Annotated in this window: 26 protein-coding genes; 9 read left to right on the forward strand and 17 right to left on the reverse strand. The window is 71.3% G+C overall.

The genetic code is table 11. The features are described 5' to 3' along the window. Positions 1 to 33 precede the first annotated feature (33 nt). Together ACA361_RS24365 and ACA361_RS24370 are read left to right on the forward strand one after the other, a co-directional pair. Positions 34 to 1,149, forward strand: a complete 1,116-nt coding sequence (locus ACA361_RS24365; RefSeq protein ID WP_375015364.1) for an NAD(P)/FAD-dependent oxidoreductase — start codon at positions 34 to 36, stop codon at positions 1,147 to 1,149. A 289-nt stretch (positions 1,150 to 1,438) separates the two neighbouring features. Then, positions 1,439 to 2,326: a VOC family protein gene (locus ACA361_RS24370; RefSeq protein WP_375015366.1), complete on the forward strand. Its 888-nt coding sequence runs from the start codon at positions 1,439 to 1,441 to the stop codon at positions 2,324 to 2,326. 84 nt (positions 2,327 to 2,410) lie between these two features. Here ACA361_RS24370 and ACA361_RS24375 read toward each other — a convergent pair whose 3' ends face one another. The 6 genes from ACA361_RS24375 to ACA361_RS24400 all read right to left on the reverse strand — a co-directional run bounded on the left by ACA361_RS24375 (position 2,411) and on the right by ACA361_RS24400 (position 7,011). Further along, complete coding sequence (locus tag ACA361_RS24375; RefSeq protein ID WP_375015368.1) at positions 2,411 to 3,067, reverse strand: maleylpyruvate isomerase family mycothiol-dependent enzyme; 657 nt, start codon at positions 3,065 to 3,067, stop codon at positions 2,411 to 2,413. After that, a complete protein-coding gene (locus tag ACA361_RS24380; RefSeq protein WP_375015370.1) occupies positions 3,064 to 4,035 on the reverse strand; it encodes an LLM class flavin-dependent oxidoreductase in 972 nt (323 codons plus the stop codon). Before ACA361_RS24380 ends, ACA361_RS24375 begins: the two co-directional genes overlap by 4 nt. Beyond that, a complete protein-coding gene (locus tag ACA361_RS24385) occupies positions 4,032 to 4,715 on the reverse strand; it encodes an alpha/beta fold hydrolase (protein ID WP_375015372.1) in 684 nt (227 codons plus the stop codon). Before ACA361_RS24385 ends, ACA361_RS24380 begins: the two co-directional genes overlap by 4 nt. Beyond that, positions 4,715 to 5,215 (reverse strand): ester cyclase, encoded by a 501-nt coding sequence (locus ACA361_RS24390; RefSeq protein WP_375015374.1) that lies wholly within the window; start codon positions 5,213 to 5,215, stop codon positions 4,715 to 4,717. Before ACA361_RS24390 ends, ACA361_RS24385 begins: the two co-directional genes overlap by 1 nt. A 63-nt stretch (positions 5,216 to 5,278) precedes the next feature. After that, positions 5,279 to 6,226, reverse strand: coding sequence for an NADP-dependent oxidoreductase (locus ACA361_RS24395; RefSeq protein ID WP_375015376.1), 948 nt, complete (start codon positions 6,224 to 6,226; stop codon positions 5,279 to 5,281). A gap of 113 nt (positions 6,227 to 6,339) precedes the next feature. Further along, positions 6,340 to 7,011, reverse strand: a complete 672-nt coding sequence (locus ACA361_RS24400) for a TetR/AcrR family transcriptional regulator (RefSeq protein WP_375015378.1) — start codon at positions 7,009 to 7,011, stop codon at positions 6,340 to 6,342. Between the two features lie 181 nt (positions 7,012 to 7,192). Between ACA361_RS24400 and ACA361_RS24405 the strand changes: the two genes are divergently transcribed. From ACA361_RS24405 to ACA361_RS24415, 3 genes are all read left to right on the forward strand, one after another. After that, positions 7,193 to 7,639 (forward strand): hypothetical protein, encoded by a 447-nt coding sequence (locus ACA361_RS24405; RefSeq protein WP_375015380.1) that lies wholly within the window; start codon positions 7,193 to 7,195, stop codon positions 7,637 to 7,639. A 443-nt stretch (positions 7,640 to 8,082) separates the two neighbouring features. Then, positions 8,083 to 10,233 (forward strand): AAA family ATPase, encoded by a 2,151-nt coding sequence (locus ACA361_RS24410; RefSeq protein WP_375015382.1) that lies wholly within the window; start codon positions 8,083 to 8,085, stop codon positions 10,231 to 10,233. Positions 10,234 to 10,249: 16 nt separating this feature from the next. Next, a complete protein-coding gene (locus tag ACA361_RS24415; RefSeq protein ID WP_375015384.1) occupies positions 10,250 to 10,585 on the forward strand; it encodes a hypothetical protein in 336 nt (111 codons plus the stop codon). A gap of 277 nt (positions 10,586 to 10,862) precedes the next feature. Here ACA361_RS24415 and ACA361_RS24420 read toward each other — a convergent pair whose 3' ends face one another. From ACA361_RS24420 to ACA361_RS24440, 5 genes are all read right to left on the reverse strand, one after another. Then, positions 10,863 to 11,486: a methyltransferase family protein gene (locus ACA361_RS24420; protein ID WP_375015386.1), complete on the reverse strand. Its 624-nt coding sequence runs from the start codon at positions 11,484 to 11,486 to the stop codon at positions 10,863 to 10,865. A 45-nt stretch (positions 11,487 to 11,531) separates the two neighbouring features. Further along, positions 11,532 to 12,254, reverse strand: coding sequence for a cation transporter (locus tag ACA361_RS24425; RefSeq protein WP_375015388.1), 723 nt, complete (start codon positions 12,252 to 12,254; stop codon positions 11,532 to 11,534). Then, positions 12,251 to 12,652 carry an ArsR/SmtB family transcription factor gene (locus tag ACA361_RS24430; protein WP_375015390.1) on the reverse strand — a complete coding sequence of 134 codons (402 nt, stop codon included), beginning with the start codon at positions 12,650 to 12,652 and terminating at the stop codon, positions 12,251 to 12,253. The genes ACA361_RS24425 and ACA361_RS24430 overlap by 4 nt, the downstream gene beginning before the upstream one ends. A gap of 81 nt (positions 12,653 to 12,733) precedes the next feature. Continuing rightward, the gene (locus ACA361_RS24435) at positions 12,734 to 12,916 is read right to left on the reverse strand and encodes a hypothetical protein (protein WP_375015392.1); all 183 of its coding nucleotides are present in this window, start codon (positions 12,914 to 12,916) and stop codon (positions 12,734 to 12,736) included. Between the two features lie 143 nt (positions 12,917 to 13,059). Then, on the reverse strand, positions 13,060 to 13,752 hold the full coding sequence (locus tag ACA361_RS24440) for a hypothetical protein (protein WP_375015393.1): 693 nt from the start codon (positions 13,750 to 13,752) through the stop codon (positions 13,060 to 13,062). Between the two features lie 1,389 nt (positions 13,753 to 15,141). Between ACA361_RS24440 and ACA361_RS24445 the strand changes: the two genes are divergently transcribed. Next, a complete protein-coding gene (locus ACA361_RS24445; protein ID WP_375015395.1) occupies positions 15,142 to 16,254 on the forward strand; it encodes a WD40 repeat domain-containing protein in 1,113 nt (370 codons plus the stop codon). A 48-nt stretch (positions 16,255 to 16,302) separates the two neighbouring features. On the opposite strand, the gene ACA361_RS24450 is transcribed toward ACA361_RS24445, so the two are convergent. Both ACA361_RS24450 and ACA361_RS24455 read right to left on the reverse strand, forming a co-directional pair. Continuing rightward, entirely contained in the window at positions 16,303 to 17,688 is a 1,386-nt protein-coding gene (locus ACA361_RS24450) for a Fic family protein (RefSeq protein WP_375015397.1), read from the reverse strand. Between the two features lie 610 nt (positions 17,689 to 18,298). Further along, complete coding sequence (locus ACA361_RS24455) at positions 18,299 to 18,583, reverse strand: hypothetical protein (protein ID WP_375015399.1); 285 nt, start codon at positions 18,581 to 18,583, stop codon at positions 18,299 to 18,301. 775 nt (positions 18,584 to 19,358) lie between these two features. Between ACA361_RS24455 and ACA361_RS24460 the strand changes: the two genes are divergently transcribed. Then, on the forward strand, positions 19,359 to 20,681 hold the full coding sequence (locus ACA361_RS24460; RefSeq protein ID WP_375015401.1) for an FG-GAP repeat domain-containing protein: 1,323 nt from the start codon (positions 19,359 to 19,361) through the stop codon (positions 20,679 to 20,681). A 443-nt stretch (positions 20,682 to 21,124) separates the two neighbouring features. Here the strand turns inward: ACA361_RS24460 and ACA361_RS24465 are convergent, their stop codons facing one another. Together ACA361_RS24465 and ACA361_RS24470 are read right to left on the reverse strand one after the other, a co-directional pair. Beyond that, positions 21,125 to 21,253, reverse strand: a complete 129-nt coding sequence (locus tag ACA361_RS24465; RefSeq protein WP_375015403.1) for a hypothetical protein — start codon at positions 21,251 to 21,253, stop codon at positions 21,125 to 21,127. 37 nt (positions 21,254 to 21,290) lie between these two features. Continuing rightward, positions 21,291 to 22,241 (reverse strand): GlxA family transcriptional regulator, encoded by a 951-nt coding sequence (locus tag ACA361_RS24470; RefSeq protein WP_375015405.1) that lies wholly within the window; start codon positions 22,239 to 22,241, stop codon positions 21,291 to 21,293. A 70-nt stretch (positions 22,242 to 22,311) separates the two neighbouring features. On the opposite strand from ACA361_RS24470, the gene ACA361_RS24475 reads away from it, so the two are divergent. After that, a complete protein-coding gene (locus ACA361_RS24475; protein WP_375015407.1) occupies positions 22,312 to 23,151 on the forward strand; it encodes an alpha/beta fold hydrolase in 840 nt (279 codons plus the stop codon). Between the two features lie 228 nt (positions 23,152 to 23,379). On the opposite strand, the gene blaOXA is transcribed toward ACA361_RS24475, so the two are convergent. After that, complete coding sequence (gene blaOXA, locus ACA361_RS24480) at positions 23,380 to 24,222, reverse strand: class D beta-lactamase (RefSeq protein ID WP_375015409.1); 843 nt, start codon at positions 24,220 to 24,222, stop codon at positions 23,380 to 23,382. A 185-nt stretch (positions 24,223 to 24,407) separates the two neighbouring features. On the opposite strand from blaOXA, the gene ACA361_RS24485 reads away from it, so the two are divergent. Continuing rightward, positions 24,408 to 24,767, forward strand: coding sequence for a hypothetical protein (locus tag ACA361_RS24485; RefSeq protein ID WP_375015411.1), 360 nt, complete (start codon positions 24,408 to 24,410; stop codon positions 24,765 to 24,767). A gap of 51 nt (positions 24,768 to 24,818) precedes the next feature. Here ACA361_RS24485 and ACA361_RS24490 read toward each other — a convergent pair whose 3' ends face one another. Next, positions 24,819 to 25,265: a DUF6196 family protein gene (locus tag ACA361_RS24490; RefSeq protein WP_375015412.1), complete on the reverse strand. Its 447-nt coding sequence runs from the start codon at positions 25,263 to 25,265 to the stop codon at positions 24,819 to 24,821. Positions 25,266 to 25,349: the final 84 nt, after the last annotated feature.

The raw sequence follows: 25,349 nt of genomic DNA on the forward strand, positions 1-25,349 counted from the left end.
CATGCACCCTGAACACGGAGAGAAGGAGACCTCATGTCCGGCATCGTCATTATCGGCGGTGGTTTCGCGGGGGCGTGGAGCGCCGCCGCGGCCGCCCGGGTCCGCGGTGGCGCCGACCTGAACATCACCCTGGTGGCCCCCAACGAGGACATCGTGCTGCGACCGCGCCTGCACAGACTGCTGCCCGACTGGTCACGCGTCCCGCTGAAGCGCTTCCTGGAGCCGATCGGGGTCTCGCATCTGCGCGCCGCGGTGACCGAGATCGACACCGACGCCCACCGCGTCGTCACGGACGGCCGGGAACTCGGCTACGACCGGCTGGTGATGGCCGCGGGCAGCCGCCTGAACCGTCCGGCCATCCCCGGCTCCGAGCTGCTCTTCGACATCGACACCGTCGAGGGTGCGGCCCGCCTGTCCGGCCGGCTCGACGGCATGGAGGGATTCCGGGCCGTCGTCGTGGGCTCCGGGTTCACCGGCCTTGAGATCGCCACCGAACTGGCCGAGCGTGGAACGGTGGTGCTGATCGAGCGGGCGGACGTGGTCGGCCCGGATCTGGGGCCCGGACCCCGTTCCGTGATCGAGGCGGCCCTCACGGCGCTGGGCGTCGAGGTCCGGCTCGGCACCACCCTCACGGAAGTGGACGAGAAGGGAGCGCGCCTCGTCGACGGTACCCACCTCATGGCGGACGTCGTCGTATGGACGGGAGGCATGCGGGCCAGCCTGCTGACCGCACAGATCCCCGCGGAGCGGGACCATCTGGGCCGCCTGCGGGTCGACGGCCGGCTGCGCGTCCAGGGCGACGTGTTCGCCGCCGGCGATGTCGCCGCCGCCCATGCCGACCCCTGGCACCAGGTCGTCCAGAGCTGCCAGTTCGCCACCCCCATGGGCAAGGCCGCGGGCCACAACGCCGCCGCCGACCTGCTCGGCGTGCCCCTGGTGGACTTCACACCCGATCCGTACGTGACCTGCCTGGACCTCGGCTCCGCAGGTGCCGTCTTCACCACGGGGTGGGACCGGCAGGTGCAACTCGACGGCGTGGAGGCGAAGAAGCTGAAGGACACGATCCTGGACGTCATCCACCCTCCGCTCGACGACGCGGAGGAGATCCTCCGGCAGGCCGGGCAGCAGAGCAACGGTGTGAGCGGCTGAGACGACCGCGCCGGAGAGGAGCCGGTGCCGGTGCCCGACACCGGCCCTTTCACCTGGTGGGGGATTCGACCAGTGGAGTCGGTGTCCTCATCGAGAAGACGCCCCGGTTGGCATATCTCGCCCCAGAAGGCATACCCGTCCGTCCCCCCACCATTCATGGAGTCATTTCATTTTGCCGCAATGGCTATTCGGATAGTCATTTGTGGGCGTTTTAAGTTCTTATTGTTCGGACTTTGTTGAGATATGCGCCACTCGTACGCATAAAATTAGCGTAGGAGGCGATGGCGGCATGCCGGGCATTGATGACTATCAGCCGGGATGGCCAGCATGGATCGAGCTGGTCAGCCCCGACGTGGACGGGTCCAAGAGGTTCTACTGCGAACTGTTCGGATGGGGCGTCTACGATGTGACGATCCCGGGCCTGACCGACCTGTCCATGTTCACCCTCGGCGATCTGGGCCCAGAGGTCCTCGGGATGCAACCGCTCGCCGACAGCGCGCAGTATCCGTCCTGGCTCTGCTACTTTCGCGCCGGCGACCTGCGGGCGACCGCGCAGGCGGTGGTGGACGCGGGCGGTCAGGTGCTGTCCGACACCATCGATGTCGCGGACCTCGAACAGGTCGCGATGTTCGGCGACCGCGAGGGGGCCGATTTCGCCGTCGTGCAGCCCCGGCGGCTGCACGGCGCCGCGGTCATCGATGAGCCTTCCGCCGTCTGCTGGGTGGAGTTCGCCTGCCGCCGGCCCGAGCAAGCACGCGCCTTCTACGAGCAGGTGTTCGGCTGGCAGACCGTGGAGCGCCGTTTCCGCGACCGCCCCGTCACCGCCTGGGAGGTCGACGGGAACGTGGTCGCAAGCGTGATCGAGATGGACGAGTCGTTTCCGGCGGGCTACCCGCCCCACTGGTTTCCCTGGATATGGGTCGAGGACTGTGACGCAACGGTCAGCCGGGCCGAGGCGCTGGGCGCCAGCATCCGTTTCGGCCCGACCGACGAGGAGCAGGTGGCAAAGGGACGCATGGCGTTCATGACCGACCCCGCCGGCGCCCGCTTCGCCGTCATCACCCCGCACGGCGACTGGATGGGCAACAGGCTGCATTCCATGCCGCATTACCCGCCTGGTGCAGGCCGTCCAAAGCTGTGGGAGAAGCTGGGCATCCGCCACCGCGCGCGGCGATAGCCTCGGACGGCCCGTCGCGGAGCGGCCCGGTTCGATTCCAATCGGCCTGGTGGTGACGGGCTAGAGCATGGGTATGTCCAAGGCTCACCGTGGGGCGTAGACGTTCACGGCCGGGGGAGCGGCGAACGCGGCCGGGTCGGCGCGGCCGGTGGCCACCAGAACGAAATCGTGCGGGTCACCCCGCAGATCAGGGCCGCCTTCGCCGATGTGGAAGGTGCCCAGACCGTCCAGGAGCAGGCGGGCGGGGCCCCAGCCGCGCCGGTCGAGGAGAAGGGCCAGCCAGCGTACCGACGCCTCCAGGCCGGGGCCTCGCGCCGGCGGCATGCCGAGGGCGGCGCGGATGTCGTCGGCGTGCACGTACGTGTCGTGCCAGAGGCTGAGGACGCTGTCGCCGACGGTACGGCCGGGCACCGGGCCGGGCTGTGACCAGGTCCGTTCGTCCAGGCGCTCCAAGAGGGCCCGTACGCCCTGCGCGGCTTCGCGCAACGTTCGGGCGGCCTCCCGTGGACGGAGGTCGCGGTGCGCCGCCGCCTGCTGGTCGGGGGTGCGGTGTCCGGCGCGCCGGTCCCGGACGTCGGTGGCGCCTCCGAGTACGTGCCCGGCCACGTCGCGGACCCGCCACCCCGCGCACCGGGTGCCGGTGTCCCACCCGTGGGACGGGAGAGTGGCGATCAGATCGGCGAGGGCGCCGTATTCGGCGATCAGGCCGTCGATGATCTGGGCCGGGGCGGGGTCCGTCATGCCGCCGGTTCCTTCGTCAGGGCCGCGGCGAGGCCGGCGATCGGTTCGAGGTAAGGGGCGGGGTCCAGCGCGCCGATGCGCAGGATGATGTGCGTGGCTCCCGCGTCGACGTACTCGCGGAGGCGGGCGAGGCAGTGTTCGGGCGTTCCCGCGATGAACGCCTGTGACCGTCGCATCGCCTCGATCGGCGCGCCGTAGTAGGCGCGGGTGTAGGTGTCCAGCGCCTGCCGGGCCGGTTCCGCGCCGGTGCACGGCAGGACGGTGACATAGAGGCCCCCGGTCGGTGCGGTGTCCCGGCGGGGCCCGGCGGCGGTGGCCGCGTGGATCGCGTCGATGCCTTCGCGGTATTCGCGCGAAGTGGGCGGATAGGGCAACCAGCCGTCGAAGCCGGCCGCGACCCGGCGCGGGGCGGACGGCCCTCCTCCGGCCAGCCAGAGGGCGGGCCCTCCGATGCGGGCCGGACGCGGCAGGCCGTCCAGGCCGGAGAAGTGCCAGTACCGGCCGGTGAACGAGCCGGGCGGTTCCCGGCTCCACAGCGACCGCCAGAGCCGGACGGTCTCCATCAGCCGTCCCGCGCGTTCGGCGAACGGAACCCCGGCCAGGCCGAACTCCGCCGCGGTCGCCGGGTAGGGGAACCCGGCTCCCAGACCAAGGATCAGCCGGCCCTCGCTGAGCCGGTCGATCGTGGCGATCGCGTGCGCCGCGGTCAGCGGGTGCCGCAGCGGCGCGGTCAGCGCGGCCGTGCCGACCGTGATCCGTTCGGTCGCGGCGGCGACGGCGGCCAGCAGCGCCAGGGGTTCCGCGCGCGGGCGGGCGACGAGGGAGTCGCCCGCCCACACCGAGTCGAACCCGAGCCGTTCGGCGCGCTGGGCCAGCCGGACGAGAGCGCGTTCGTCCAGGTCGCCCGTGATGGCGGCCTCGCGGGTGGGGAGCAGCAGGCCGGCCTGGACGCGGGCACCGGGGCTCACGCGTCCGCCAGCAGGTCGCGTGCCAGTTCCGCCGGGGCGGTGACCATGGCGTCGTGTCCCACGTCCAGGACGGTGGTCTCCCATCCGAACTCGGCGGCGATCTTGGGGAACGGCATGGGGCCGCCGGGCGTGCACAGCACGGCGCGGCACGGGACGGAGTCGACGGCCCCGGTCAGCCGAGTGGGGACGGAGAACGTGCGCCGGGGGTGGGGCGTCAGCAGCGGCTCCAGCCAGGCCGCCTGCTCCGGGACGGTGACCCCGGCCATCGCGGCGGGCGGGGCGGGGATCGTGCCGCCGGCGGTGACCGAGTCCATCCAGTCGAGGAAGAACCGCGGGGCACGGTCGTGCAGGGACTCGCCGTCCCGTCCCGCCCAGCCGTCGACCAGGACGAGACGGCCGATCCGGCCGGGCTCCCGGTCCGCCGCCTCGCGGACGACGAAGCCGGAGTAGCTGTGCCCGACGAGGACGACGTCATGGAGGTCCTCGTACCTGAGCAGGTTCACGATGTCGTCGACGTGGGTGCGCAGCCCGATGTCGGGGCTGTAGAGGTGGACGCGCTCACCGAGTCCGGTCAGGGTCGGGACGTGCACGCGGTGCCCGGCCGCGCGCAGTTCCGCGGCCACGTCCCGCCAGCACCAGCCGCCATGCCAGGCGCCGTGGACCAGAACGTACGTCGTCATCAGAACGCCGCCCCTTCGCTCTCGTGCGCGGCGGCGCGCCGCCGCCACTCCTCGAAACGCGCGCCCGCCCGCTCGGTGGACAGCCCGAGCTGCCGGCACATCTGGTGGAAGTCGAAGAAGAACCGCTCGTGCGCGATCAGGCCGTCCCGGACGGTCCAGTGGCAGGCGAAGGGGAGGGTGTAGGAGCGGCCGGTGGGCTCGATCCCGGCCAGCGGCCCCTTCATGGTCGCGCCGATGGTCCCGGCTCCGGCCACCCGGCCGCCGGCCTGGTGCAGGTATTCGAGCTCGACGCGGTAGTCGGGGAAGGCGCCCAGGAACGCGGTGAACTGCCTGCGGGCCTCCTCGGTGCCGCGCGCGACGGCCTGGAACGCGACCGTCTCGAACACCACGTCGGGCCGGCAGTACGCGAGCGACGCGGGGACGTCGGCGCGGCTCTTGGCCTCCGCGTAGGCGCGGACGACGTCCGCGGGATCCACCGGGTGGGTTGTGTTCTCCTGCATGTCTCTCGTCTCCGTAGTGATGTGGCGACCGGCGGGGGGCCGGCCGCTCGGCCGAGGGTGGCGTCAGGCCGGATCGGCGATCTTCAGGACGACCTTGCCGGTGGTGCGCCCGGTCTCGATGAGGGCGTGCGCGGCCGCGGCCGCATCCAGCGGGAACGTGCGCTCCAGGTGCACCCTGAGGCGCCCGTCGCGGACCAGCCGCGCGAGGGCCTCCAGCCCGGCTCCGTCCGGATCGACCAGGTAGGCCGCCGCGCGCACGCCCAGTTCGGCGGCGCGCTCGGCCAGCCCCGGGGTCCAGGCGCCCTGGCCGCTGACCAGGATTCCGCCGGGACGCAGGCATTCCAGCGCTTCCAGCCCGTGGTCGCCGCCGAACATCTGGACGACCGCGTCCACGTCCCGGACGGCCGCGGCTACCTTGGTGGTGGTGTAGTCCACCGTCTCATCGGCGCCCAGTTCGCGCAGGAAGGAATGCTTGGCCGCGCTCGCCGTCCCGATCACGTGGGCGCCCAGGGACTTGGCGATCTGAACGGCGAGATGCCCGACCCCGCCTGCCGCACCCGAGATCAGCACCCGCTGCCCCGGGCCGACCCGGGCGACCTCGGTGAGCATCTGCCAGGCCGTCAGCCCCGCCAGTGGCAGCGCGGCCGCCTCCTCGAAGCTCACTCCCGGGGGCATCGGCGCCAGGTGCCGGGCGGGGGCGGTGACGTACTCGGCGTAGCCGCCGGCGGCCCGCGGGAACCACGGCATGCCGAAGACCGCGTCACCCGTCCGGAAGCGGGTCACGCCGTATCCGGTCTTGTCCACCACACCGGCGACGTCCCAGCCGTTGATGAACGGCAGGTCCAGCACCCGGTTGTAGGCGAGGCCCTGACGCGTGTAGACGTCCACCGGATTTACCCCGGCCGCGACCGTCCGGACCCGGACCTCACCGAAGGCCGGCTCCGGCGGCCGGGTCTCGACCAAGGTCATCGTCTCGGCGCCGCCCCACTCGTCCTGCCTTATCGCGCGCATCGCCGTCCGCCCTTCCACCCAACAGGATCTCGTTCCGCCCAACTTACATACATTTAGAATGTATGTAAATGAGCCGGGTCCGCCGCCGGCCTGTACCGGTGTGGGAAGAGCTGCTATCGACGCTGGTCAGCGGTGTGGGCGCAGCCTGAGGGTGCGCGTCCCGCGACCCCGGTCAGCATCGCCTCAAGCTGGCGGACGGTGTCGTCCCGCATGGCATCCGGATCGTCGGCACGGGCGATGTCCAGCGCGCTCTCGCACATACCCCCGTACAGCAGCGAGGTGAGCGGGTCCAGCGGACGCTCGGGAAGGCAGCCCGCCTCCATCGCCATGGCCAGCCCGATGCGCATCTGGCCCTTGCAACCCGCCTGGAGGTCGCGAATCACCGTCCAGCCGAGGGCGGCGGGCGCCTCCACCAGGGTGATCCGCCGCACGGCGGGATCCGCGGACGCCTCCAGCATCGCCCGGCAACCCGCCACCAGCCCGTCCCAGGCGTCCCGCTCGGCACGGAAAGCCCGCCGCACCACCGTCGACAGCCCCTCCTGCTCGGCGGCGTAGACCTCGCGGAAGATCTGCTCCTTGTTCTCGAAGTGGTGGTAGAACGCGCCACGGGTCACTCTGGCCCGATCGCAGATCGCACCCAGCGAGGTGCCCGCGAACCCCTCGGCGACGAACAGCTCCCGCGCCGCCGCGACGAGCGTCGCCGTGGTGGCCCTCGTCCGCTCCTGCTGAGTCCGGCGCTCCCGGGAACCGCGCCGCGTCCCCTCCGCCCCCGCCCTGGTGCCCACCCGCTGATCCTTCCGTTTTGCCTACCCCGGAGCCTAGTAAAGGCGGAGCGAGAGCGTCGCTCCGCGGCGCGGGCCGTACGGCTCCAGGGCGGACGCCGAGAGCTGACCGCACGCTCCCCGATAGCGCGAGGCCGAGCGGCACGAGGCACGGGTCGCGGCGCTGGCGCGTGCGGATGCGCGCGTGTGGGCCTGCGCGCTCGACGTGCGCAAGCACCCGCGGCGCCTGGTCATCTGGGCCACCTCCATGGAACGGGCGGACATGCCCGGCAACCAGGCATCGGGGACCGAACGACTGCTGTCGGACGTCCCGGCCCGAGAGGTGCAGGCCGCGCTCGAACGCGAACGCGCCGAGCACCCCGGCACCGTCGTCGAGTGGGGTGCGGTGACGCGGGGGACGCTCGGCCGGCGGGGCGACGCGGTATCGGCCTGGGCCGCGTTGACGGGAGTCCGGATCGTCCTCGACCCCGCGCCGGAACGAGATTCCAGGGCAACGCTCCAGAGTCGCTATGGCGGCAGCGGCAGCGGATTCGGTACGTCCAGCAGAAGGTTCGGCGGTTACGGCGGTGGAGGCGTCGGCGGGGGCGGTGACGGCGGAGGAGGCGGGGGCGACGGCGGGGGAGGTGGATGAACGCGCCGGCTCGGACGAAGCCGTCCTGTCCCGCCACCAGCCGACGCGCCCCGGTCGCCCCCGCCCAAGTACCGGGACTCATGGGGTGGGGGTGCGGCGGTGCCCCGCGCTGACCGGCTCGCCCTTAGCTGACGACCGGACACAGCACGCGTCGGCCGGGTGATGTCCGCGTGCGAGCCCTCGCAGGGCAGGCGCCCGTCGCCCGGGCAGCGCGGGCGGTCGCGGTTTCGCGTCTCGTCCCGAGAATGGCGGGCTTCGCGATGGACGCAGGTTCTTACCCCGGCGGGCATGCCGGTGTCCGCCCGAGGCCGGGCCCGGCCATGTTTTCTCAACGTACCGGTCCATGCGCGTTGGGTGACGGATCCTGGAACGGCACTGGTGATGGGCGAGACGGGGAGCCGATGCGTGGCAGGGTCCGGGTAGACGGGGATGTCAGCGGCCAGATGGTCGTCGGTGACCGCAACGTGGTCGTCAACGCGCACGGGTCGACGGTGTCGGTCGGAGCCGGGAAGGTGCCGCGGATCCGGTCCCGGACCGAGCCGGTGCACGCTCACGCACCTGATCCGGACGACCGGTTCGTCGGACGGGACCGCGAGCTGCAAGAGATGGCGACCCGGCTCGGCGGAGGACGGTCTGTGGTCGTGCACGGCGCGCCGGGCGCGGGCAGGTCGGCGCTGGTGCGCCAGGTCGCGGCGGCGTGGGACGGCGACGTGGTCTGGATTAACGGGGCGGGTCAGGCGTGTGAGGACGTCGTGCAGCGGATCTTCGAGCTCTGCTACGACGTGGAGGACTACCGGCCCGCTCCCGCGCGGCTTCGCGAGCTCATGCGCTCGATCCAGGCGCTGATCGTCGTGGACGACTTCGCGGGGAAGGCCAAGGACCTCGCCGACCTGGCGGAGACGGTGCCGCAGGGCCGCCTGCTGGTGAGCACGGCCGGTGCCGTCGAAGACGGCGGCACATGGCCGCTGGAGCTGGGCGGGCTCGCTGAGCAGGACGCTCTGGCGCTGGTCACCGCCAGGCTCGGACGGGAGCTGGACGAGCCGGAGCTGGACGCCGTCCGCTGCGTGTACGAGGCCTGCCATGGGCATCCGGGCATGCTGGTGCAGGCCGCGGCGGCGCTGGAGGCGGGGCGGGCCGAGGCGCTGGGCAGCGACCCGGTCGTGCTGCGCGAGGCGCTGGTGGCCGGGCTGGACGCCGAAGCCCGGGCCGCGCTGCAGGTTCTGCGGGCCCTGCCCGGCGTGCCGGTCGGACCTGAGTTGCTGGGCGTGCTGGCGGGTGGCCCGGCCGATGCCGCCGAGCTGGAACGGCTCGGCCTGGCCGTGGCCGGGCCGGGCGGTCACCTGCTCGCCGCGGGCTTGGAAGGCGAGGCCGACCCGGGCGGATACGCCGAGGCACTCACCGAATGGGCGCGGGCGGCGGCGCCGCGCACGACGGCGGCCGCGGGGCCGGTCGTCCTGGCCGTTCTGGCCGCCGCTGCGCAGCGCGGCGACGATGCGGCGGCCTGCCGGCTGGCCAGGGTCACCGCGCCCGCGTTCAACCGGAGATTGCGGTGGGGCACCTGGCGGCGGGTGCTGAGCATCGGCCTGGACTGTGCCCGGCGGAGCGGGTCGGCGGCCGACGTGGAGTACTTCGAGCAGGAGGACCGGGCGAGGCGCCGCGCGCTGGGCATGCTGGCCGGCCTGACGGCGGGGGCCGCGGCCGGCGGCGCGACGCTCGCGGCGCCTGGCGTGGCGACTTCCGGCGCGCAGGTGCCGGGCGCGGCCGCGCTGGCGCATCCGGGCATCATCGCGGCAGTGGCCACCGCGGTGGTGGCGGCCGCGGTCGCGGGCATCGTCGCCACCCGCGGCGACCGGGAGGACCCGATGTCGGCACCGGAACCGGTCGCCTCCAGCGTGCCCCCGGCCCGGCATCCCGCGACGACCGATGCCTCCCCGACGAGGACTCCTCGTTCCCCGGCCCCGCAGGGCCCCGGGCAGGTCGTCGCGCACCCGACGGTGCTCGCGCCGGGCGACATGCTCACGGTGACGGCGACGGGTTTCCGGCCGCGCCAGCCACTGCACTTCGAGGGCCTGGCCGCTCTGGACGGCGGCTGGAACGGAGTCCGTCCCGCCACCACCGACGACCAGGGCCGCGCCGAGATGCGGACCAAGGTGCACGCGCCGCCCGACGGCCGGTACCGCATCCATGTCTACGACGTCCTCACCCACCTCACTCCCGGCACCTGGGTACGGGTCCAGGGCGCGGACCGCCGCACCGACGCCGGAGCGGGCACCGGCGATGCCTCCACGCCGCCGCTCGGGCCGCTGGCCATGCGCGTCGATCCGCCGACTCCCGAGGCCGGACATGACTTCACCGTCGACGCCTCCGGTTTCCAGCCCGGCGAGCCGGTGCACCTCAGCGGTCCAGGGATCACCGTCACCGAGGCCGCCCACGGCCGGGGCCGGTCGGCTCCCGTGGCCGACGACCAGGGCCGGGTCCGGCTGACGGCCAAGGCCCCGTCCGAGCCGGGCGAGTACCCGCTCACCGTGACCGGCCAGCGCAGCGGGCGCACCGTCCGGCAGCAGCTCACCGTTGTCGGCCCCGGCACCACATGATCAGAGAGGCAGGACCATGGCAGGCGGAGACGACTACGACGTCCACATCGGCGGGCCGGTGTCGGGCCAACTCGCCATCGGCCCCAACAACACCATCACCTCCAGCGGCACCGTGGACGTGTCCGCCCTCGGCCGTTTCACCGAGGCGGTCGCGCAGGCACTCCCGACCCTGGAACTGGACGACGAGCAGAAGCAGCAGGCGCTCGACCTCATCGAAGAGATCGCCCGGACCGCCCAGGCCCCTCAACCCGACCACGCCAGGCTCCGCACCCTCGGCCACTCTCTCCGCACGGTCCTGGAGAACGCCGCAGGCAGCGCCCTCATCCCCGCCCTGCAAGCCCTCTGGCCATGATCACAAAGGCCGGCTCGCCGAGGCCCAGCGACTCAACGTCCAACTCCGCCAGGAACGCCCGCCCCTCGCGCAGCGGTTCGTCGCGGCCGGTGGCCTGGCCGGAGTCCCCAGGTGGCGGCGAGCTGGTCGAACAGCTCGGTGAGGAACCGCGCCGACTCACCGGTCCAAGGCCGTCCGGCCGCGCGGTCACGGGCGAAGCCGCGCAGCATGGCGGTGGTGTCGGGCGGCGGGAGCGGCCTGCCGGGCGGCTGGGCAGCACCCGCGGCAACGTGTGGGGTCACCGCCAGGCGGCCGGATCGGTGGGGAGGCGGCCGAGGCCGGGCAGGAACCGGCCGACCCGGGCGGCGTAGGCGGCGTAGGCGTCGCCGTGGACGGTCCGCAGGTAGGGCTCTTCGACGGCGCGGACCTGCATCTGGATCGCCACGACCGTCACCACCAGACCGGCCAGCGCGATGGCGTTGGGTACCATCGCGGCCAGCCCGGTGGCGGTGGCGATCATCGCGGTGAAGTTCGGGTTGCGGGCCAGCGCGAACGCGCCGGCGGTGACCAGGTCGGTGCGCTCGTCGTCTTGGACGCCGATCCGCCAGGAGGCGCCCATCGAGGTCTGCGCGGCCAGCGTGGCCCCCACCCCGGCCACGGCCAGCACGACCCCGGTCGCGTGAACCGCGGTGTGGTCCAGGGCGGCGACGGCGGGCAGGCCGACCAGCGCGGCGACCGGGCCGGCAGCGCCGATGAGCAGCGCACCGACGAACAGCACCCGGGCCCACCATTGCGTACTGCCCTTGGCCAGGCCGCCGCCGCGGAACCCGGTGTCGCCGGTGCGGCGCCACTGCGTCCAGGTGCGCCACCCGAACGCCAGAGCGGCCCAGACCAGATAGATGACCAGCGCGGCGATCGCCACGATGTCCTCCGAGTTGATTGAAGGGGGGAGAAAGCAGGGGCGGCGTCAGGCGCAGCAGGCGCACCCGGGCGGGCAGGACGCGCAGCCGTCGCCGGTGCCGGTGGCCGCTGCCGCGGTGGCGCCGGCCGGGGCGGGGACGGCGCAGCAGGCGTCGCCGCGCCAGGCCTCGCGGCCTTCCTTGATCGCGACGGCGGCGATGACCAGCGCGGCGATCGGGTCGGCCCAGGCCCAGCCGAACAGGCTGTTGACCGCCAGGCCGATCAGCAGCACCGCCGACAGGTAGGTGCACAGCAGGGTCTGCTTGGAGTCGGCGACCGCGCTGGCCGACCCCAGCTCGCGGCCGGCGCGGCGCTGCGCGTGCGACAGGAACGGCATGACCGCCAAGCTCAGGGCGGCCAGTACCAGCCCGGCCGAGGAATGCTCGGCCTCGCCCGACCCCAGCAGGGTGCGGGCCGAATCGACGGTCACGTAGGCGGCCAGCGCGAAGAACGAGAGCGCGATGATCCGCAGTGCGCGCTTCTCGCGCCGCTCCACCAGTTCGGGGGTCCGGGCGGCGAACTGCCAGGCGACCGCGGCCGCCGAGGCGACCTCGATCACCGAGTCCAGCCCGAACGCCACCAGCGCGCCCGAGGAGGCGATCGTCCCGGCGCCGATCGCGACGACGGCCTCGATCACGTTGTAGGTGATCGTGGCCGCCACCAGCAGCCGCACCCGCCGCGCCAGCACCGCCCGCCGCCGCGGCGAGGGGCCCAGCGACAGCGCGGTCACGCCCGCACCTGCGCATCCGGAGTGCAGACGCCCACCTGCGCGCCGCCGGCGGCGGTGCCGTAGGTGGGACACAGCGCGACGGCGCGGTCGGTGGCCGACAGCAGATGCTCAGCCGAACGCAGCAGGTCCAGCAACTCGGGAGCGGCGATGAAGTAGAACGACTGGCGGCCCTCGGCACGGTAGTCCACCAGCTTGCAGCCGCGCAGGCAGGCCAGATGCTTAGAGATCGTGGACTGCGCCAACCCCAGCTCACGGGTCAGGTCCACCACCCGCGCCTCCCCGCGCGCCAGCCGCTGCACGATCGACAACCGCACCGGATCGGCGAGAGAGTAGAACAGCGCCGCCGCCGGCGCCAGCCCGTCCAACGAAGTCATTCCACAATCGCGATCAATCGCCATAACGTGATGATATGTCCGTCATGGGATTCGTCAATCCCCGGCGTCCCCGGGCAGGGACGCCGTCTCCTTGCACGGTCGAGTTCAGGCGGGCGCCACGACCTGTGCCTCGCAGGCGAGGCACATCAGTGTGTGCTCCACCACGTGGCCCTGCTCGAACCGCTGACCCAACTCGACGGCGTACTCGTCGCACTCAGGGCACGTCCAAGGGCCGGACTCGTCCTGCTTCGCCGAACGGATGATGTGATTCCACTCATCGTCATTCATTCCGGGATCCTACGGCTCTCCGGGGCGTCGGCTGAGGCTGAGATGCCGGCTCCCATGAGCGACGGCCTCGTGTACGCCGGCCTCGCGGGCACCGTAGGACGGGCCGATGCGCTGGCCGATCTGCACAGGTGCCGGGTGAGGCTTTAGCGTGCGCTTTCACTCCGGATGCGTTCGCGCCCCTCATATCCCTTCGTCCATAGCTGAACTCCCCAAGGACGGGGGCTACGGCTGACCCAGCCCTGGAAGCGGCGCACGGCGACGTGCTCGGACAGCAGCCAGGCGTCGAAGGGGCTGGACGCCTCGGGCACCGGGGCAAGTCCCTCGATCCCGTCCGTCATCGCCGTCCCGGCGCGGCCGGGCACCCACGCTTCGAGGCTGCCGGCGGGCCAAGGGTCCCAGGAAGCCACCATGTCCATGACCGCGTGTCCCTCGATCAGATGCGACAGCGACGAGGCGACCTCGATGAACCGCCCGTCGACGCCGGCCCATCGAAAGGCCCAGCCCCGCCCGACGGCCCGCACGTCGTCGTACAGGTTGAAGTCCCACTCCCGGAGCAGATCGTGCCGTCGGCCACCCAACAACACCGACCGTCGCACGCCATAGCGCAGTCCGCCGTACCTTGCCCGGAACGCTTCGCGACCGGCCACTAACTCATACGGGGCCAGAACCGTCCGCCCTTGCCCGTCACTCACCCGCAGGGGATCGCCGGGCACCTGAAACGCGGTCGCAGACTCCCGGTGTCCGGCACGGCTCAGGAAAACGCGCGCCCGCTCGGACAGATCGGCAGGGTCGTCAAGAATGTGCACATGAGCTTCCTCGAAGACGTGTTCCGGCATGCTACTGCCACGGCCGGATCCATCTCAGACCGCCGTTTCACGGCGGCCGCGAGGGCGTGAGGCGAGTTAGGTTCCCTACCAGGGTGCGATAAGCCGCAAGTTCAGGCCATCTGTGCAGGTCACAGTATGCGTACGCCGCCCGCTCACCGGGCGGGCTTCAGTCCGGGCACGTCGGGATAAGAGCGGCATACCGTGCGGCAGAGCGGCGAGATAATCGCGCGGCCGGCGGGGGTCGGGGGGCGTTGCGCCGACCGGCTGGTCACGCTCCGCGCCCGCTTGCGGCTCGTGGCACTCCGGTTAACGGCGCCCGTCGTGGCCCGGGAGTCTGGCTGTTCAGTCTCGGCGTGCTTGGGCCAGGAGCTGGCGGGCCAGAGCGGCGCTGCGGGTGGCGGCTTGGGCGTGGGAATCGTCGTGGATGGCGATGATGTCGCGGACCGGTGGTGGGGTCGAGGTTGGCGTGTCCATCACCGTCAGGCTCGGCAGCGCTGCCGTCCTTTGTCCTCTCAACGGCCGACGCGGCTCCGGGGCGCGGGCATCTGGAGCCGGTCTGGTGGAGCCGTCACTTGTCGGCGCCCGCTGGTCCGGAGGTGCGCCGACGTTCCGCCCGGGGATGGCAGGTGAATCGTCGAGCGCGGCACGGTAGGTGGCCGGACCGCCGGGTGGAGTTGGCTTGCTGGCCAGCTCGGCCAGAAGGAGATCGGCGTCGGCGGCGGGTGGCGCGAGGTCGGCTTCGGTGGTGCGGGGCCGCCGCGGCGGCCACGGGTGGACCATTCGGCCTCGCCGTACCGCTGCTCGCGCTCGAGCACCACCGCGTACTCGCCGCATCGAGCTCGGGTCCCCGTTCAACGCAGCCTGCGGATGCTCCGGCCGCGGGCCCGACCGTCTCACCGCAGCACTCTCACGAAGCCTTGCGCCAGGAGTCGATTGTGATCGCCTTTCGGTGCGACTTAACCAGTATCTTTCAGGGCATGGATTGTTCCCCGCGTGCGCGGGAAGCGATGGCGGTGTTGCAGTGGCAGGTCAAACGGCCGGCCTGCGTTGCCGGCGGGCCGAGTGGTGGACGGCTTCACCGAACCCAGTGGGCAGTAATTGTGGTGTTACGCCGACCCGGCCGACATTTCCGTGCGCCGCGGTTTAGTGACATGTCGATCGGCCCGGGCCGCCTCAGTTTGGCTTTGGCAGCGTCACGCCCGCAGGCGGCTTCCCCTCGCTGTCGAGCGGAATTCCCGTAGCGGGTCTCTCCCATGTTTGCGGCTGAGCGAGGTCGACTCTGCCGCCGGAGAACACCGCGCCCCAGAGGTAGTGATCTCCGAGTCCGGTAGGGGTCGCGGGCCGGTCTGCCAGACTGATCGGATGAAGCGGACGAAACGCCGGGTGCTGCTCTGTGTGGTGCCGGCCGTCCTGGTGGTCGGTTCCCTGATCGGCGTGTTGATCTGGATCGATCGCGGCTCGGAGAAGGAGCAGTTACCCGAGGTGGTCCGGGTGCCCGGGCTGGGCGGGGAGGCTCTGGCCTTCATCGACGGCAGGACGCTGGTGGCTGCGGCGCGGCCGGCGTCTTTGATAGTTCGCAAGTTCGACCGCCTGCCGATGCGCTCCTCGCTCGACGTGCGGATTCCCGACGAGGTGTCACTGCCCTGGCCCAAGATCCACCAGGACAGGCCACGGAGCCTGGGCCTGGGCGTGCGGGACATGGCGGTCGGTCCGGGCGGCAGGACCATCGCCGTCGCCGGGAACGCGGGACCCACCCCGGAACGCAAAGAGAAGCTGTGGGGCGGCGTTACGTTGCCCACCGGCGGGCTCCCGTACGGTGTGGCCCGCCTGTGGGACACCGGCGCCCGCAAGTGGGGCGCCGCGTGGCCGGCATACGAGCAGAGCGCCAACGCCATCGACATCAGCCCGGACGGCAGGCTGGTCGCCATCGGCGCGGAGACCTTGGAGATCCGGGAGGCCGCGACCGGCAGGCTCGTCCGCGACGGCTCGTCCTTCCAGCGGGACGGCGCCCCCGATTCCCCCATCACTCGCGCCTTCCACGTCGCCTTCAGCCCGGACGGCAGGACCGTGGCGGCAGGCAGTGTCCGCGAGGTGATGCTCAACGATCTGGTGACGGGACGGGCCGCCCCGCTCAACAGTGCACCAATGGTCCAGGAATGCGCCGAGGCGCTCGCGTTCAGCCCGGACGGCAGGCTTCTGGCCACCGTGGGTCAAGGCATCCTGCGCCTGTCGGACACCCGTACCCGGACGCCGGTGGCCGACCTGACCGCAGGCGACGGCAACATGGTGGCGTTCAGCCCGGACGGCCGGTTCCTGGTCACGGTCAGCAACGTCCACGGCACCGCCCGGTTGTGGAACGTCGCCACCCGCAGGCAGATCGCGGTGTTCCCCTCGCCGCCGGGCGGCCTCGGCTCGCTGGCGTTCAGCCCGGACGGGACCACCGTCGCGCTCAGTTCCACTTCCCCGAGCGTGCTGATGTGGAACGTCACGCGCTACACACGTCCGCGGTGACGCCAGCGCGGTGCCCCACCCCAGACCCGGCAGATGCCGTCCCGTTGGTCAGCTGTGATCCTGCCGCCCCTGGACCGACGATGAGCGCCGCCGGGTCTCGGTGATGTGGAGGCTGATGTACCGGGTGAGGATCAGCGGGTCTTGAGGGTTGTCGGCTTGGAAGCTTACGCGTCGCAGCAGCTGGACGTTGTCGAGCGTGATGCCCTCGCGGGCGAGGACGAAGATGAGGGCGAGGAACGCGGCGCGGGCGTTGCCATCGTCGAATGGGTGAAAGAAGCAGACGTCGAGATAGGTGCGTGCGGCCCGGGCGGGCAAGGGGAGCGGCCGCTCACTGTCGTAGGCGCTCTGCGCGAGGCAGCGGTCGAGGCGGGCACGGGTGTCGGGAGCGATGCCATAGCGCTCCCTGCCCCGTTTGGCGAAGGCGGGCGAGTGGCGGAACGCGGGGGGTTCGGGAGTGCCGAGGACGTGCTGCTGCCAGGCCTGTAGCCGCTCGAAGCTGAGGGCAGAGCCGCGCGCCGCGTCCGCCCGGGCCGATGCCAGCGCGGCGAGGAGGCCTTCGACACGGGCGGGGTCTATGGCGCCGTCGAAGGAGCGGATGTCTTCTGCGGCACCGTCGCGGCACGGGACGACGGGACCGTGCCCGCTGCTGTCCGCGGCGTCGTGCCACGGCACCGATTCACGGACCGCGAGCCAGCGTTGGAGGTGGTCCGGTGCGGGCTCGGTGGGAGGCTGGGCGGCGTCCCATCGCAGGGACGCCGCGAGCCGTTCGGCAACGTCGTCGACCAGCACCGTGTCGGGACTGGTCCAGCTTTCGAATCGCCCGCCGATCGCTTCGGCGACCAGAGTCTCCGCGACGTCGACCGGGACGTGCCAGCGCTGGAGGAACCAGGCGAGTACCTGCTGGCAGTGCCCGTACCAGCCGCTGCCGTGGCCGGTGCGGTCCACGACCTGCCAGATCAGGTTCCGGGCGGCCTTCTCCCACAGGATCCGCTGGTCGCCGATGCCGGCCGGTTCCAGCGGGTAGGCCTCGAACCGGTCGGCGAGGCTTTCCAGCCACGCTCGCCACTCGCACAGTGCCGCCACGACACGGCTGAGCGTCTCCTGCGGGGTGGTGATCGAGTCGCGCGGGCAGCACCAGCTGCCTACCGGGCCACCGTCGAAGTCACCTTCGTCGTGGCCCCAGCGCCAGCCCACTGCCCAGTGGCCGTAGTGCTCGGCGAGGGCGTGTGACATGGCGTCCGCCCACAGCTTGCCCTCGCCGCCGGCCCACTTGATCACCCCAGGGTCGGCGGGGGAGGCATCGGGACGGCGAGGCACACGGGAGGCCGGCCCGAGCGAGTTCACCACCTGCGCGGCCGAGGCGGGATCGAACCGATGACGGGAGGGATCCACCTCGTCCCACGTCAGAAATCCGGGAGCCAGATCAGCGATCACCGCTCAAGCCTGTCACGCCGGCCCAGCACTCAGGCAAAGGATTTCCATCGGCACCCGGGCTCGACGCCGTCCATCGTGCCTATCGGCGATCGCACCGCTGGCGCCCGCCGGGCCAGCACTCCAGCCCATCCAATCCAGGTGACCGCCGCGTGCACCGGGCGCCAGCAGCGGTGCCCCAACGGACGCGGCGTGTTCGGCGGGCGCGGTGGCCTCCCGGCTGCCGCCGGGCGGGGCGGTGGGCCGGACGATCGCGGTGGGGGACAGCTCGTCCATCCGGCGGATCCTGCCGGTGGCGCCCTGACCCGGGGCGGGTCAGCGGTCGGGGGCGGGGTTGTCGGGCGAAGGATGCGCGCAGGCTGGCTCCGTAGGCGTCGGTCTGCTTGACGATGACCTCGCCGGCGGGTGGCGCGGGCCAGATCTGGAGGAGGTACTTTCTCGACGATCTCGTGCAGGACCCTTCGTTCGCGGGTGGTGTCGCGGCCGCGGGCGTGTGCGCGGACCCGGTAGGGGCCGGGTCCCAGCGCGGTGGCGGGCGGCAGCGGGCCGGATTGCTCCAGCATGTGCGCCGCGGCCGCCAGCAGCCCGGGCATCCGGTCGGGGCGGGTGGCGCTTATGGGGGCGGGTCCGGCTGTGAGTGGTAGGCGGCGGCGAGGTGGTCGTGGAGTTCGGTGTGCTGGAACTGGTAGATCGGGCCGACGGCCCGCAGCAGCCCCAGGCGGTGCGCGTCATCGAGGAACACCATCAACGACTGCGGCAGCCGCCGCCAGAAGGTGACGGCCAGATACGCGGGCCACGCGTAATGATCTGCGAACGCGAGCCCCAGCGCGAGCCCGCCCGCGCCCCCCACCGTGAGCCCGCCCGCGAGGCCCAGGGTGAGGAACACGAGCCCGCCCATGAGCCCGAATGCGCAGAGGCGCAGTAGGTTCAGGGCACGGTCCGCGCGCCAGGCGGAGATAGGTGTATTCGAACCTCCTGTGGCCGCCGGAGTCTCTGCCCAGTTGATAAAGGTGAGCCCGACCGCAGCCCGATCATGAGCACAAGCGCGAGACGCCGGACCAGCAGCGCCATTCTTCCGGTGGCCTTGAAGTTCGCGTAGCCAGGCGGTTCCTGCGCCCAATCTCGACCAAAGAGCATGCCCGCGAGCCCGGCCGTGAACCCGCCCGCAAGCCCGGTGACGCGGGCCATGGGAGTGCGGATGGTGGCGGCCAGCCGCCACCAGGCCAGGTCGCGGGTGGGGACAGTGCTGAGGAGATAGGCGAGGTAGGCGAGCCAGCGGGTGGCGTAATCGGGCTCGTGGCCTTGGAAAGCGGTATGGGAAGGGTGCCGGGTGCCGGCGGGGCCTCCCCAGGGGGCCGGGGGCGGGGGTCTGCTCGACTGCTGCGCCCGCACACACGAGGCGATCGAGGTTGCGTGGGACCGAGGTCTGTTCGACATGTGGCTACGGCTCGGCTTCCAGTACCAGCCCGGTGAACACGACCGTTCGACCGAATTCACCGGCAAGTTGTTCCGCCCGGCCCGGAACCCCTGGGCGCCATCGGAGCCAGAACGCCGCGAGCGCGCGGTCGCGCCGTGGCATGGGAGGCACGGATCTCGCCGCTCCCTGACAACCTGGTGATCGCCTGTGGCGTCCTTCTCTGAACGGTCGAATCGCTGGAAGGTCTCATGGGGCGATGGGGCAGGTCCGCCGTTCGGGCTGCGGCCGCGCTCGCCCTCGTGACCGCCGTACTGACCGTTCAGGATGGGCGGGAATCGGCGGCGCCTGCGCGCTTCCGCGTCCGAGCGATTTCAACGGGGACGGGCGTGACGACATCGCTGTCGGGGCTCCGCGCGCCTCCGACGGGAAGGTGCTCGGCGCCGGTGTCGTCGACGTAATCTACGGCGGTGGCCATCGGCAGGTTCTGGCGCAGTCCGGTACGGGAATCGCGGGTGTGCCTGAGGAGAACGACGCGTTCGGCTCTGGCCTCGCCTCCGCCGACTTCGATCGCGACGGTCACGCCGATATCGCGGTCAGGGCTCGCGGCGAGGGCCGGGTCACGCTCGTGTACGGGAGCCGGAACGGGCTGGCGGGAAGGTCGGTCAAAGTCCCGACCGGCGAAGAGGACTTGCCACAATCGGTGAGCGCGGGTGATTTCGACTGCGACGGAGGTTCGGAACTCGTGGTCGGCCTTGCTGAAGAGATCCGCGTATATTCGGGCTTGGGTTCGGGCGGCCTCGGCTTCGAGCGGCTGAACACCAAGGACGACGGCTTCCCGCCTTTGGGTGGGACGGTGGAGACCCTGGTGGCGGACTTCACCGGCGATGGGTATCCCGACCTTGCCGCCTCGACGCCCTGGACGAAACCGGAAGGCGAACTGCCGTTCAATCGCCTGGCCGTATACGAAGGATCCCCTAGCGGGCTTTCCGCCGATCCTTTGCACGAGAACACGGAGGTCTCGACGACCGGGATCGCCGCGGGTGACGTCAACGGCGATGGCCACGCCGATCTGGTCGCCACCCACGTCGTGCCGGCCGTGCATGAGAGTCTCGTTCCGGGGCCGCACCGGCGCGATGTGCTGCACGTCTTCCCGGGCGGCACCGGCGGCGTGGGTGGACCGGAGACGCTGGCGGGCGTCCCCGCCGCCGACTCCCGGTCTGCAGCGGCCGCGTCGATCGCGATGGGAGACGCCGACGGTGACGGCCATGCCGACGTGGCGGTATCCAGCCGCGAGCTGGTCACCGTCCTATACGGCGGCCGGCGCGGGCTGACCACGCGAGGTGCGCGGTCGTTCCGCAGCGATGGCGGCTACGGCCATGACGTCGCCCTGGTCGGCAGCAGCGGCGGCCGGGCGGATCTGGGTGTGGTCGCGGCGCGTGCGGACGGGCGCGCCGCCCTTCGCCTTTTCCGTGGTGAAGGCGGTCGGTTCAGTAGCGCCAGGATGACGTCATCCGCACTATCCGCCACCCCTCCACCGGCCGGCCGACCGGGCACCCGAGTCCTCTTCGTCCTCCCGTAGGGCCGAATGGCGGAACTCCCTCGGCATCCTCATTTGAGGGGCGATCCCCTGGCTAGCGCCCCTTTGGAAAGCCGATGAATGCGGGCCCGAAGTTCGGGAGGGAGTCCCTCAACGACCATGGCGATGGCTTGAGCCGCGGTTGCCGCTGGTGCGACCGTTTGGGGTGAAGAAGACCTGATATCCAGTAACCCGTCGGCACTTCCGGTTCCGGATTCCGTAGTACTTCGCACGGATTATCGTCGCCCTCTGCACGGGCGGCCACGTCGGTTTTCCTCAGATCGGGGAGCAGTCAATCTCGACGGCCAGCGGCTTGCGACCCGCCAGCAACCTCCATTCGGGTCCGTTGTGCCTGCTTTCCGCCGAGCGCCAGGAGCAGGGCGGATCCGGCCAGGACCGTACCGGGGCCCGCGTGGAACCGGAAGCCGAATCGGCGACGCCAAGGTCTACCGCAACGACAGGATCCCCGAGGCGGAGACGGGCGGGATCGCCGCGTACGCCGCACGCACCAGCCTGCGGGACGCGGTCGGCGCCGAGCCGGCCCACGGCAGCTGGCTGACCGAGGTTCCGGGCACGTTGGGTGCCTGCCATGCCGGGGACGCTGTCCGGGCATCAGGTTTGACTGAAGGTGCGCCGGTAGGCGCCGGGCGTGGTGCCCAGGTGAGCGCGGAAGCGGCGGCGCAGGTTGACTGCCGAGGTGAGGCCGACGCGGGTGGCGATGGCTTCGACCGGCAGGTCGGTCTGCTCCAGCAACACCCGTGCCGCGTCGATGCGCTGGCCGAGCAGCCACCGTCCCGGGCTGGTGCCGAGTTGTTCGGCGAAGCGCCGGGCGAGGGTACGGCTGGAAAGCCCGGCGCGTTCGGCGAGGTGGGCGAGGGTCAGTCGGGTGTCGATGCGGGAGGCGGCCCACTCCAGTACGGGCGCCAACGACTCCTCAGCCCTGGCCGGTGCGGGCTGCACGGTGTACTGGAGTTGGCCGCCCTCCCGGTGCGGCGGCAGGACCATGTTCCTGGCGATCTGGGCGGCGTATGCCGCGCCGTGGTCGGAACGTACCAGGTGCAGGCACAGGTCGATGCCGGCGCCGGATCCGGCGCTGGTCGCCACGTCGCCGTGGTCCACGAAGAGCACGTCCTGGTCCACTCGCACCTTGGGGAATGCGGCGGCGAATCGGGCGGTGTCGCGCCAGTGGGTGGTGGCGTGACGGCCGCCGAGCAATCCGGCCTGAGCGAGGACGAAGGCTCCCGTGCAGATGGCGACGATCCTCGCTCCGCGCCGGTGGGCGTCCCGCAGCGCCGCGGTAACGGTTGGTGGTACGGGTGCGCCGGAGGGCTGCCAGCCGGGGACGATCACGGTGTCCGCCTGCTCCAGGGCCTCCAATCCGGCGTCGACGAGCATCGCGTAGCCGGCGGTGGTCTGGAGAGGGCCGGGGTGCTCGGCGCAGTTCTGGAAGGTGTAGCGGGGCGGTTCGCCCTGCGGAACGGTGCCGAAGACCTCGGTGGCGCAGCTGAGTTCGAAGGGCGACTGAGGCGGGTTGAGCAGGGCCACCACCCGATGAAGACTCATGGCAGGAATGTACCTATAGGTGTCTTTCTGGACTCTCGGCCGGGGAGACCGCACAGGTCACAGTGGACCCATGAGTGAAACCACCGAAGGGACAGCGCTGAGGACCTCGGTCCAGGTCGACGGCGAAACGATCAGTTATCTGACGGCAGGGCAGGGCGGCACTCCCGTGCTGCTGCTGCACGGAACGTACTGGAGCCGTGTCTGGCTCCCCGTACTGCAGCACTTCGCTGACGCGGGGCTGCGGCCCCTAGCCGTCGATCTCCCTGGACTGGGTCGTTCAGGTGGCCGGCTCACGCCGGAGACGGCCACGGTTCCGGCCCTCGCCGACTGGGTGACTCGGTTCGCCTCGGCGTTGGACCTCTCCGGACCTGTCGCCGTGGCGGGTCACGACATCGGCGGCGCCATCGCCCAGCATCTCCTCGCCCACGGCCGGCTCGGAGTGTCCCGGCTGGCCCTGGTCAACTCAGTCCTCTACGATTCCTGGCCCGCGCCCCACGTGGCCCGGTTCCGGGACGGAGACACGGGCGAGGGCGTGCTCGCCGCCCGTCGGCAGGCGGTGACGGGTGCGTTGGCCGGTGCCGCTACCGAGCCGTTGATCGAGGAGTACGTGGATCCGTGGACCGATGGGCGAGTTCGCCGCTCCTGGACGGCCCTGGCGGGCGCGGCCGACAGCCGCTACACCCTTGACCTGGTTCCCGCGCTGCGGCGGTCCACCGCGCCCAAGCTGCTGATCTGGGGCGAAGACGACTCCCACGAGAAGGTGGAGTACGCCGAACGGTTCGCCTTGGAGATCCCTCACACCACGCTCATCCGCATCCCGAACGCGGATCACATCCCCACGGAGAACGCCCCCGACCGGATCGGTCGCGCGCTCACCGATTTCTTCACAGCGCAGGGGTGCCACGGCTGACCGTCTTCCAGGCCGCTGACCAGGAAGACCGTCGAAGCCGTCCGCCGCGCCCCCCCCACCGCAGTGAGGACACGGTTCCCAGCAGTGCGAACCCGGTCGCGCGCGACAGGCACGCCAGTATCCCCATCCGCACCGGGCCGACAACGAAGTAGCCCAGCCAGTTGGCCGCCTGAATGGCGACGACCACGACGGCCGTGTGCCGGTCGCCGTGGCCCTCGTGGGGAATGCTCACGCCGTGGGCAGGACGTTCAGCCGGTGCAGCAGTTCACGTGCGAGGGCGGCGCGCTTGGCGGCGTCGCCGTCTTTGACGATGTCCATGTTGAGCGCGAACGTGTACACGCGTCCGCCGCGCTCGACCCACCCGGCCCACCAGCCCGTGCCGGGATCAGGGGCGTTCTGCCAGCCTGACTTGGCGTACAGCGTGTATCCGTCCTTCTTCTCCTGCACGATCAGGTCGCGGACGGTGCGCTGGTGCGCGCGGGATGCGGGCAGCCGCACGGCACCCAGCCGCTGCATGAACCGGGTCTGTTCCACCGCCGAGATCTTCAGCGGGCCGTCCAGCCAGAACCGGTCCACCACCGTCCCGGTCTGCCGGTTGCCGTAGCCCAGCCGGTGCAGCCACTGCCGTTCGCGCTGGAGGCCGATGCGGCGGGCGATCACCTGGAACGCCGCCGCGTTGGAGACGCGGACCGCCTCCCGCATGCTCATGTCCTTCTCCCACTCGGGGAACGGCTGTGGCGTGCCGTCCCAGGGGATCACCTCATCGGGGCTCTTGACCACGCCCGTCTCCAGCGCGACCAGCGCGTGCGGGACCTTGAAACTGGAGGCGGGCACCATCGGTGTCCCAGCGCGCCGCCGGTCCACCACGGTCGTCGTCCTGGAGGACTCGTCGAGCAGCGCGAACGTGCCGCGTACACCCGCCGCATCGAACACCGCGCGCAGATCGTCACGTACGACGGTGCCCGGCCTGACATCGTGGGCCGTCGCGACCATGGCGCCGCCACGCGGGGCGCTCTCCTGGGCGGTGGCACCGTACGCGGTGATGCCGCTAACAGTGAGCGCGGCGAGCACGGCGGCGCCGAGCCGGTGGCGCAGGACCCGCGGGAATCGTCTTTTTCATGCGCAGAGACCATCACAGGACATTGTGCCTGTCCAATATTGATATTGACGTAAGTCCAATATCCGAATACATATCAACATAGTTCAGAGCGGATTTGGAGTCTCTCCGCCAGGACGCTGCTGCCGGATCGTGGTGAGTGCTGGTGCTGCGGCTCAGCGAAACGGTATTCATCGACGACGCCCACCGGAGCATCGTGGACATCTATACGCCAGGGATGCGGCTCCCGTTTGCCGGGTACCCGCTCGTCGGCGTGGCCTGGTTCCTCGGTCTGGAGAGGTTGGAGCTTCCTGTGGGGAGCATCCCTGTCCGCCGTGCCGACGGCTTCACGTGGATCAGTGCGCTGCCACCGCGCACGCTGCGGCAGTACGCCAGCACGCAGGAGATGCCGACCGGTGGGGGCGGGCTGTTGCTGATCGCGCCCGGTTGCCAGCGTCGCCGGCATGAATCTGGAGCTTGTGCTCGAAGCGTTTCGCCGGGAGTCTGGGGCGCTCACTGATGCGGTGTCGGGACTGTCCGAGGCTGAGTGGAGCCTCCCGACACGCTGCGCTCACTCGCCAGGTCGGCGGGTGCGCAGCGCCTCGACCACCGCGACCGCCTCATCCAGCATGTCCATGGGACAGCCCCAGTAGTCATAGATGCCGCCGCGGGCCCGGTTGCTGCCGCAGATGACGAACACGCCGGTCCCTAGCCGGGCCTTGAGGTGAGTGGCCAGCCAGCCGACGAAACCACTGTTGTCCTGATCGGCAGGGAAGTGGAAAGAGAAGATCCCGAACCGTTCGGTGCCGCTGTGCCCGTGCACGTAGGGGACCAGGCGGCTCCAGCTCTCCTCGTCGCGGACCACCGCAAGGGTGTCGGCTGTGAGCTCGGGGGCCTGGGCGGCGGGGAATTCCTCAAAGCACCAGGCGCCGTCGTGCACGATGACCTTGGCTTGAGCGATCACACCACGCAGGCGGGCCTCCGTCTGCTCCGCGGTCTCCACACTGACACTGACCATGGATGTCCCCTCCGTGACCCGGCCCGCCCGACGATCAACCTCAACTCCGTGTACGGCTCGTTCATTTCGTCTCGGCCGGGGTGA

Origin of the sequence: Actinomadura sp. 21ATH (genome assembly GCF_041951345.1) — a bacterium.
In the GTDB taxonomy this organism is placed as follows: Bacteria; Actinomycetota; Actinomycetes; order Streptosporangiales; family Streptosporangiaceae; genus Spirillospora.